General features: G+C 60.2%; 6 protein-coding genes. All 6 read left to right on the top strand.

Features of this window, described 5'->3' with window-relative positions:
- A partial coding sequence (lpxB, locus tag GIW04_RS09675) for a lipid-A-disaccharide synthase (protein ID WP_236478970.1) occupies positions 1-948 on the top strand: 948 nt, incomplete at its 5' end.
- Complete coding sequence (gene rnhB, locus GIW04_RS09670) at positions 945-1,577, top strand: ribonuclease HII (RefSeq protein WP_032900444.1); 633 nt, start codon at positions 945-947, stop codon at positions 1,575-1,577. The genes lpxB and rnhB, both read left to right, overlap by 4 nt.
- A 76-nt stretch (positions 1,578-1,653) precedes the next feature.
- Complete coding sequence (gene dnaE / locus GIW04_RS09665; protein ID WP_032893179.1) at positions 1,654-5,175, top strand: DNA polymerase III subunit alpha; 3,522 nt, start codon at positions 1,654-1,656, stop codon at positions 5,173-5,175.
- A gap of 129 nt (positions 5,176-5,304) precedes the next feature.
- Positions 5,305-6,252, top strand: a complete 948-nt coding sequence (locus tag GIW04_RS09660; RefSeq protein ID WP_003189182.1) for an acetyl-CoA carboxylase carboxyltransferase subunit alpha — start codon at positions 5,305-5,307, stop codon at positions 6,250-6,252.
- A 291-nt stretch (positions 6,253-6,543) separates the two neighbouring features.
- Positions 6,544-7,863 carry a tRNA lysidine(34) synthetase TilS gene (tilS, locus tag GIW04_RS09655; RefSeq protein ID WP_120247602.1) on the top strand — a complete coding sequence of 440 codons (1,320 nt, stop codon included), beginning with the start codon at positions 6,544-6,546 and terminating at the stop codon, positions 7,861-7,863.
- Positions 7,864-8,136: 273 nt separating this feature from the next.
- A complete protein-coding gene (locus tag GIW04_RS09650; protein ID WP_003189189.1) occupies positions 8,137-9,768 on the top strand; it encodes a CTP synthase in 1,632 nt (543 codons plus the stop codon).
- Position 9,769 lies beyond the last annotated feature (1 nt).

Genomic DNA, 9,769 nt, shown 5'->3' with positions numbered 1-9,769 from the left:
GTCTTGGGGCGCCTGCGTGAGCTGCTGGCTCGCCGCAAGCTGCTGATCAAGACGCTGATCGAAGAAAAGCCTGACGTCTTTATCGGCATCGATGCGCCGGATTTCACGCTCAATATCGAACTCAAGTTGCGCCAGGCCGGGATCAAGACCGTGCACTACGTCAGCCCATCCGTGTGGGCGTGGCGCCAGAAGCGCGTGTTGAAAATCCGCGAAGGCTGCGACCTGATGTTGACCTTGCTGCCATTCGAAGCCCGGTTCTACGAAGAGAAGGGCGTGCCGGTGCGGTTTGTCGGCCACACCCTGGCTGACGCCATTCCCTTGCAAGCTGATCGTACGGCTGCACGTGCCGAGCTGGGCTTGCCCGATGGCCCCTTGGTTGCGTTGATGCCAGGAAGCCGTGGCGGCGAGGTAGGACGTTTGGGAGCGCTGTTTTTTGATGCCGCCGAACGTCTCCAGGCGCAAAAGCCGGGAATCCGCTTTGTGCTGCCTTGCGCCAGCCCACAACGCCGTGCGCAGATCGAAACGCTGCTGGAAGGTCGCAACCTGCCGTTGACCCTGCTCGATGGCCAGTCCCACCTGGCCCTGGCAGCCTGCGATGCGGTGTTGATCGCCTCGGGCACCGCCACGCTTGAGGCCTTGCTGTACAAGCGCCCGATGGTCGTCGCCTATCGCTTGGCGCCACTGACCTTCTGGATCCTCAAGCGCATGGTCAAGAGCCCTTACATTTCCTTGCCCAACCTGCTGGCCCAGCGCCTGCTGGTGCCGGAGTTGTTGCAGGACGATGCAACGCCCGAAGCGCTTGCAAAAACCCTACTACCCTTGATTGACGGCGGCGAAGAGCAGACCCGTGGTTTCGACGACATCCACCGCACGTTGCGCCGTGATGCCTCGAACCAGGCGGCCGATGCCGTGCTGACCTTGATCGGCCATAAACAGGAAGCCTTATGACCACGCAAATGGGCCTGGATTTCAGCCTCGTCGCCCAAGCCCACGAGTTGGTGGCAGGTGTTGACGAAGTAGGGCGCGGCCCGTTGTGTGGCGCAGTGGTCACGGCGGCGGTGATCCTTGATCCGAACCGCCCGATCCTGGGGCTCAACGATTCGAAGAAGCTCACCGAAGCCCGTCGTGAAAAGCTCTATGACGAGATCTGTGAAAAAGCCCTGAGCTGGCATATCGCCCGGGCTGAAGTCGAAGAGATCGACGAGCTGAATATCCTGCACGCCACCATGCTGGCGATGCAGCGCGCTGTGGAAGGGCTGCACATCACCCCGAAAATGGCGATGATCGACGGCAACCGCTGCCCCAAGCTGACGATGCCGTCCGAAGCGGTGGTCAAGGGCGATAGCAAGGTTCCCGCCATTGCCGCTGCCTCGATCCTGGCCAAGGTCAGCCGTGACCGTGAGATGGCCGCGTTCGAATTGATCTACCCCGGCTACGGCATTGGTGGCCATAAAGGCTACCCGACGCCCGTTCATCTGGAAGCCCTGGCTCGGCTCGGCCCCACCCCGATCCATCGCCGCTCGTTTGCCCCGGTACGCCAGGCTTATGAGGCCCGTGAAAGTCTGATCGAGGTTTAGCAGCAAGGCTGATGTTTTTACCAAGGCCCGGTACAATCCGGGCCTTGTTGTTTTCATGTATCAAGACAGGATCACTATGCCGGCTTCATTCGTTCATCTGCGCCTGCACACTGAGTACTCCCTGGTCGACGGCCTGGTACGGATCAAACCGCTGGTCAAAACCCTGGTGGGCATGAACATGCCTGCGGTCGCGGTTACCGACCAGAACAACATGTGTTCCCTGGTCAAGTTCTACAAGAACGCCATGGGCGCCGGCATCAAGCCGATCTGCGGCGCCGATCTGTGGCTGTCCAACAAAGACCCGGATAACCCCCTGAGCCGCATCAGCCTGCTGGCGATGAACGGCGTGGGTTACCGCAACCTCACCGAACTGATTTCCCGTGGCTTTATCGATGGCCAGCGCAACGGCTCGATCATCATCGAGCGCGAGTGGGTGGCCGAAGCCAGCGAAGGCCTGATCATGCTCTCGGCGGCCAAAGAGGGTGAAATCGGTATCGCGCTGCTGGGCGGCAACCCCCAGGAAGCCGAGGTGCTGGCGCGCGAGTGGATGCAGGTATTCCCGGGCCGTTTCTACCTGGAAGTGCAGCGCACCAATCGCCCCAACGATGAAGAGCATTTGCACGCCGCTGTAGCCCTGGCCGATAAGCTGGGTGCGCCGCTGGTGGCGACCAACGATGTGCGCTTTATCAAGAAAGAAGATTTCGAAGCCCACGAAACCCGCGTGTGCATCGGCGAGGGCCGGGCCCTGGATGACCCGCGCCGCTCGAAGAACTACAGCGAAGAGCAGTACCTCAAAAGCGCCGATGAAATGGCGGAGCTGTTCAGCGATTTGCCCGAGGCCCTTGAGAACTCCGTCGAGATCGCCAAGCGCTGCAACATTGAAGTAAAGCTGGGCAAGCACTTCCTGCCCAACTTCCCGATTCCCGATGGCATGACCATCGACGAATACTTTCGCAAAGTGTCGTTCGATGGCCTGGAAGAACGCCTCAGCGTCCTGCTGCCCAAGGACACCACCGAAGACTACGAAGCCAAGCGCCAGGTGTATGTCGACCGGTTGAATTTCGAGCTGGATATCATCATCCAGATGGGATTTCCTGGTTACTTCCTGATCGTGATGGACTTTATCCAGTGGGCCAAAAACAACGGCGTACCGGTAGGTCCGGGCCGGGGGTCAGGTGCTGGCTCGCTGGTGGCCTATGTACAGAAGATCACCGACCTTGACCCGCTGGAATATGACCTGCTGTTCGAACGGTTCCTGAACCCGGAACGGGTTTCCATGCCCGACTTCGACGTCGACTTCTGCATGGATGGCCGTGACCGCGTGATTGAATACGTGGCCGAAAAATATGGCCGCAACGCGGTAAGCCAGATCATCACCTTCGGTTCCATGGCCGCCAAAGCGGTAATCCGCGACGTAGCGCGGGTGCAGGGCAAGTCCTACGGTTTGGCCGACCGCCTGTCGAAGATGATCCCGTTCGAAGTCGGCATGACCCTGGAAAAAGCCTACGAGCAGGAAGAAATCCTGCGCGACTTTATCAAGGTCGATGAAGAAGCCGCTGAAATCTGGGACATGGCGCGTAAGCTCGAAGGCGTGGTGCGTAACGTCGGTAAACACGCCGGCGGTGTGGTTATCGCGCCGACCAAGCTCACCGACTTTTCGCCGATCTATTGCGATGAAGAAGGCGACGGCCTGGTCACCCAGTTCGACAAGGACGACGTGGAGGCGGCCGGCCTGGTGAAGTTCGACTTCCTCGGCCTGCGCACCCTGACGATCATCGACTGGGCGCTCAAGACCATCAACCGCGACCGTGCCAAGGTCGGCGAAGAACCGCTGGATATCGCGTTTATCCCGCTGGACGACAAACCGACCTACAGCCTGCTGCAAAAAGCCGAAACTACCGCGGTGTTCCAGCTTGAATCCCGGGGCATGAAAGAGCTGATCAAAAAGCTCAAGCCCGACTGCCTGGAAGACTTGATCGCACTGGTGGCCCTGTTCCGTCCGGGCCCGCTGCAATCGGGCATGGTGGATGACTTCATCAACCGTAAACACGGCCGGGCCGAGCTGGCTTACCCGCACTCCGACTACCAGTACGAGGGCCTCAAGCCCGTACTGGCGCCGACCTACGGCATCATCCTGTACCAGGAACAGGTGATGCAGATCGCCCAGGTGATGGCCGGCTACACCCTCGGCGGTGCGGACATGCTGCGCCGCGCCATGGGTAAGAAAAAGCCCGAGGAAATGGCCAAGCAGCGTGGCGGTTTCATTGAAGGCTGCGCGACTAACAACATCGATGCCGACCTGGCCGGTAACATCTTCGACCTGGTAGAAAAATTCGCCGGTTATGGCTTCAACAAATCCCACTCCGCCGCCTACGGCCTGGTGTCGTACCAGACCGCCTGGCTGAAAGCCCATTACCCGGCGCCGTTCATGGCGGCGGTACTCTCGGCGGATATGCACAACACCGACAAGGTCGTGACCTTGATCGAGGAAGTGCGCACCATGAAGCTGCGCCTCGATGCGCCGGACGTGAACGCTTCGGAGTTCAAGTTCACGGTGAACGACGAAGGCCGCATCATCTATGGCCTCGGCGCGATCAAGGGCGTGGGCGAAGGCCCGGTGGAGGCCATTACCGAGGCGCGTCAGGACGGGCCGTTCAAAGACCTGTTCGATTTCTGTGCGCGGGTGGACCTCAAGCGCATCAACAAGCGTACCCTCGATGGCCTGATCCGCAGCGGCGCACTCGACCGTCTTGGCCCGTACTTCCATGATGAGCCGAAGGCTTACCAGGCCAATATCGACCGCAACCGTGCGGTGCTGCTGACCGCCATGGAAGAGGCGATCAAGGCTGCCGAACAGACTGCCCGTACCCATGACAGCGGCCACGCCGACCTGTTTGGCGGGCTGTTCGTCGAAGAAGATGCCGATGTCTACGCCAACCATCGCAAGGCCAAGGAGCTGACGCTCAAGGAACGCCTGAAAGGTGAGAAAGACACCTTGGGCCTGTACCTTACCGGTCACCCGATTGACGAGTACGAAGGCGAAATCCGCCGTTTCGCCCGTCAGCGCATCATCGACCTGAAACCGGCGCGGGATACCCAGACCGTCGCCGGCATGATCATCGCCCTGCGGGTGATGAAAAATAAGAAGGGCGACAAGATGGGCTTCATCACCCTTGATGATCGCTCGGGCCGCATCGAAGCGTCATTGTTTGCCGACGCGTTCCACTCCGCCCAGTCGCTGCTGCAGACCGACGCCATGGTGGTGGTGGAAGGGGAGGTCAGCAATGACGACTTCTCCGGTGGCCTGCGCCTGCGTATCAAGCGGGTGATGAGCATGGAAGATGCCCGTACCAATCTGGCCGAGAGCCTGCGCCTGAAGGTCAAGACCGAAGCGCTTAAAGGCGATCAGCTACGCTGGTTGGGGGACTTGCTCAAACGCCACCGTGGCGCATGCCCGGTGACCATGGAATACACGGGCAGCGATGCCAAGGCCATGTTGCAGTTTGGCGAGACGTGGCGAATTGATCCCGCTGATGGCTTGATTCAAGCTTTGCGTGACCAGTTCGGGCGAGACAACGTCTTCCTCCAATACCGTTGACGGTCAGATGAGTCTGATCTCGACTAAACATTTAATCTCGACCTAAACGCGCCTCTCCCTTAAGGTAGGGCGCGAATAGACAACCGGCTGGCCAGGCACCCCTTGGCCGTCGACCCAAGACGGACGCTTATGAACCCGAATTTTCTTGATTTCGAACAGCCGATCGCTGACCTGCAAGCCAAGATCGAAGAGCTGCGCCTGGTCGGCAATGACAATTCGCTGAATATCGGCGATGAGATCGCTCGCCTGCAAGACAAGAGCAGCACGCTCACCGAAGACATCTTCGGCAAGCTGACCAGCTGGCAGATCGCGCGCCTGGCTCGCCACCCGCGCCGTCCTTACACCCTGGACTACATCGAGCACATCTTCACCGAGTTCGATGAGTTGCACGGCGACCGTCACTTCTCCGACGACGCGGCCATTGTGGGCGGCATCGCTCGCCTGGACGACCAGCCGGTGATGGTGATCGGTCACCAGAAAGGCCGTGAAGTGCGCGAAAAAGTACGCCGCAACTTCGGCATGCCGCGCCCGGAAGGCTACCGCAAGGCGTGCCGCCTGATGGAAATGGCCGAGCGCTTCAAGATGCCGATCCTGACCTTCATCGACACGCCAGGTGCCTACCCGGGTATCGACGCCGAAGAGCGCAACCAGAGCGAAGCGATTGCCTGGAACCTGCGCGTCATGGCCCGCCTGAAAACCCCGATCATCGCCACCGTGATCGGTGAAGGTGGTTCTGGCGGTGCGCTGGCCATTGGTGTCTGCGACCAACTGAACATGTTGCAATACTCGACCTACGCAGTGATCTCGCCGGAAGGTTGTGCCTCGATCCTGTGGAAAACCGCCGAAAAGGCGCCGGACGCTGCCGAAGCCATGGGCATCACCGCCGATCGCCTCAAAGGCCTGGGTATCGTCGACAAGGTTATCGCCGAGCCACTGGGCGGCGCCCACCGTGACCCGGCTGCCGCCGCTGCGACCATCCGTGCCGAGTTGGGTTCGCAACTGGCGATGCTCAAGAAGCTGGATAACGAAGCGCTGCTGGCTCGTCGTTATGAGCGCCTGATGAGCTACGGCCTCTAAGCCGACGCTGTACCCAATTTGGGAGCCGGCTTGTGTGGGAGCTGGCTTGCCTGCGATAGCATCACCTTGGTATCACTGATGCTGCCAGTCAGTTAAGCGGTCATCGCCTTCTGTAGGAGCGAGCTTGCTCGCGAAAAACGTCAACGATAACGCGTGTTTTCTGAATGAACGTGGCGCCTTTGAGTTTTTCGCGAGCAAGCTCGCTCCTACAGGTATTAGGGCAAGCCCGGCTCCCACATTTGCTTTGTGTATGCTGACGAACGTATTCCAGCTTTGCGGCGGTGACGTGTGATGAAACCAACCCTGCCGGCCACACTCCTGCACACCCTGGCCCCCTGGCGCAACGCGCCGGCCTGGCATATCGCGTTCTCCGGTGGTCTCGACTCCACCGTCCTGCTGCACCTCCTGGCCTCACTGGCCAAAATCGAAAACCTGCCTCCTGTCAGCGCCGTTCATGTCCACCATGGTCTGCAAGCTGCTGCCGATGCATGGCCTGCTCATTGCCAGTCGGTCTGCGACGCCCTGGGCGTACCTTTGCGCGTCATGCGCGTGCAGGTCAGTCCCGGTGCGAGCCTTGAACGCGCGGCCCGCGAGGCGCGCTACCAAGCGTTCATGCAAGTCATGGTGGCAGGGGAGGTGCTTTTCACTGGCCAGCATCGCGACGATCAAGCCGAAACCCTGCTGTTTCGCCTGCTGCGTGGCGCCGGCGTGCGAGGGTTGGCGTCTATGCCTGAGCATCGCCCCTTAGCGCAGGGCCACTTGGTGCGGCCGTTGCTGGCATTCTCTCGTAGCGAGCTGGAAGCCTACGCCCATCAGCATCAGTTGCAGTGGATCGAAGATCCCTCCAACGCTGATCCACGGTTTTCCCGCAATTACCTGCGTCACCGCGTATTCCCAACCCTGACGGAACGCTGGCCCCAGGCGATCACCCACCTGGCTCGCACGGCTGAACACATGGCTGAGGCGCAAGGGCTGCTCGACGAGTTGGCGCTGATGGACCTGCAGCGCGCCGATCAGCCTTCTACGTTTCCCTGGTTGCCGCTGCCGTCTCTGGCGCTTGAGCCATTGCGTGAACTATCCGATGCCCGCCAGCGTAACGCCCTGCGGCATTGGCTGATACCACTGACCGGTTTACCGGACAGCGACCACTGGGCTGGTTGGCATGCCCTGCGCGATGCCAAGGGGGACGCACAGCCTCTGTGGCGCCTGGCCGACGGCCAAATGCAGCGTAGCGGTGAACGCATCTGGTGGTTACCTTCAACTTGGTCGGAGTTTTCCGACGCATCGGTGAGCTGGCCCGATCCGCAAAATCCACTAGAGTTAACGGGCAATGGCCAACTGAAGTTTATTGGCGAGGCTCCCGAAGGCCCGCTAGTGATCCGATATCGCCAGGGTGGCGAAATCATCGACGTACCGGGCCGAGGCCGGCGTGATCTCAAGCGTCTGCTGAATGAAAGCGGCATGCCGGGCTTCGTCCGTGGCAGATTGCCGCTGGTCTATCGGGGCGAGCAATTGCTGGCTGTGCCAAGCGTTGCGGGGGCATGGGCCCGGTCGGTGGGTGAGGTGCAATTGGATTGGTTGCCACAGAGCTGCGATCAAGGTTTGAGCTGATAGCGCCTTTCCGGTAGACTACGCTCCCTTCTTGATACAACTTCTGTGGATTCGCCTGAATCGCAGTCGTTGCCGATTACCAAGCAGTCTTTGCTGGGCGATTCCAAAAAATGTGTAGCGATCAACGTACCGGTGTTTCATTGCTGGTCTGTCACAACGCGGCGGTTTTTTTGAAAGGTGCACTGTGATTAATGCAGGTGATCGGGGGCTTCGGCCTTCCTTCGCTTTCCCCGGCGGCTCGGACCGCTTTAACGCAGACTTCTAGGGTTTTTCATGACGCGCTACATATTCGTCACGGGCGGTGTTGTTTCTTCATTGGGGAAAGGCATTGCCTCCGCTTCATTGGCGGCCATCCTGGAGGCGCGGGGACTTAAGGTCACCATGCTCAAGCTGGACCCGTACATCAACGTTGACCCGGGCACCATGAGCCCGTTCCAGCACGGTGAAGTGTTCGTCACCCACGACGGCGCCGAGACCGACCTGGACCTGGGCCACTACGAGCGGTTCATCCGCACGACCATGACCCAGAACAACAACTTCACCACCGGCCGTGTCTACGAGCACGTGCTGCGCAAAGAGCGCCGTGGTGATTACCTGGGTGCAACCATCCAGGTGATCCCGCACATCACCGACGAAATCAAGCGCCGCATCATCAAGGGTGCAGGCGATGCCGACGTGGCGATGGTCGAGATCGGTGGCACCGTGGGTGACATCGAGTCCCAACCGTTCCTCGAAGCCATCCGCCAGTTGCGTTTCGAAGTTGGCGCCAAGCGCGCGATGCTGATGCACCTGACACTGGTGCCCTACATCGCCACTGCCGGCGAAACCAAAACCAAGCCTACCCAGCACTCGGTCAAGGAACTGCGTTCCATCGGCCTGCAGCCGGATGTGCTGGTATGCCGCTCCGATCACCCGATCGACATTTCCTCGCGCCGCAAGATCGCGCAGTTCACCAACGTTGAAGAACGTGCGGTAATTGCCCTGGAAGACGCCGATACCATCTACAAGATCCCGGGCATCCTGCATTCGCAGGGGCTGGATGATTTTGTGGTCGAGCGTTTCGGCCTGCAGTGCGGCGGTGCCGACCTGTCCGAGTGGGAAGCGGTTGTCGACGCCAAGCTCAACCCTGAGCATGAAGTCACCATCGCCATGGTCGGTAAGTACATGGAGCTGCTGGACGCGTACAAGTCGCTGATCGAAGCCATGAGCCACGCCGGTATCAGCAACCGTACCAAGGTCAACCTGCGCTACATCGACTCCGAAGACATCGAGAACCAGGGCACTGCGCTGCTCGAAGGTGTTGACGCGATCCTCGTTCCCGGCGGTTTCGGCCTGCGTGGCGTGGAAGGCAAGATCACTGCCGTGCAGTACGCCCGTGAAAACAAGGTGCCGTACCTGGGTATCTGCCTGGGCATGCAAGTGGCCGTTATCGAGTTCGCCCGTAACGTGCTGGGCTGGAAAGACGCCAACTCCACCGAGTTCGATCACTCCAGCGGCCACCCGGTCGTGGGCCTGATCACCGAGTGGGAAGACGCCACCGGCGCCGTTGAAACCCGTACCGAAACGTCCGACCTGGGCGGCACCATGCGCCTGGGTGCTCAGGATTGCCTGCTGGAGGCCGGCTCGCTGGTACACGACTGCTATGGCAAGGACGTGATCGTCGAGCGTCACCGTCACCGCTACGAAGTGAACAACAACCTGCTGCCGCAGATCAAAGAAGCTGGCCTGAAAATCTCCGGTCGCTCCGGTGATGGCAAGCTGGTTGAGGTGGTCGAGGCACCGGATCATCCGTGGTTCGTGGCCTGCCAGTTCCACCCGGAGTTCACCTCGACGCCGCGCGACGGTCACCCGTTGTTCAGTGGTTTCGTCAAAGCAGCACTGACGCAACACCAGAAGAAGGCGTAAA

Source organism: Pseudomonas sp. PA-4-8C (genome assembly GCF_021606625.1).
In the GTDB taxonomy this organism is placed as follows: Bacteria; Pseudomonadota; Gammaproteobacteria; order Pseudomonadales; family Pseudomonadaceae; genus Aquipseudomonas; species Aquipseudomonas lactis.
Note: the sequence above shows the minus strand (reverse complement) of the source record. Positions and strands in the feature narration are given on the sequence as shown.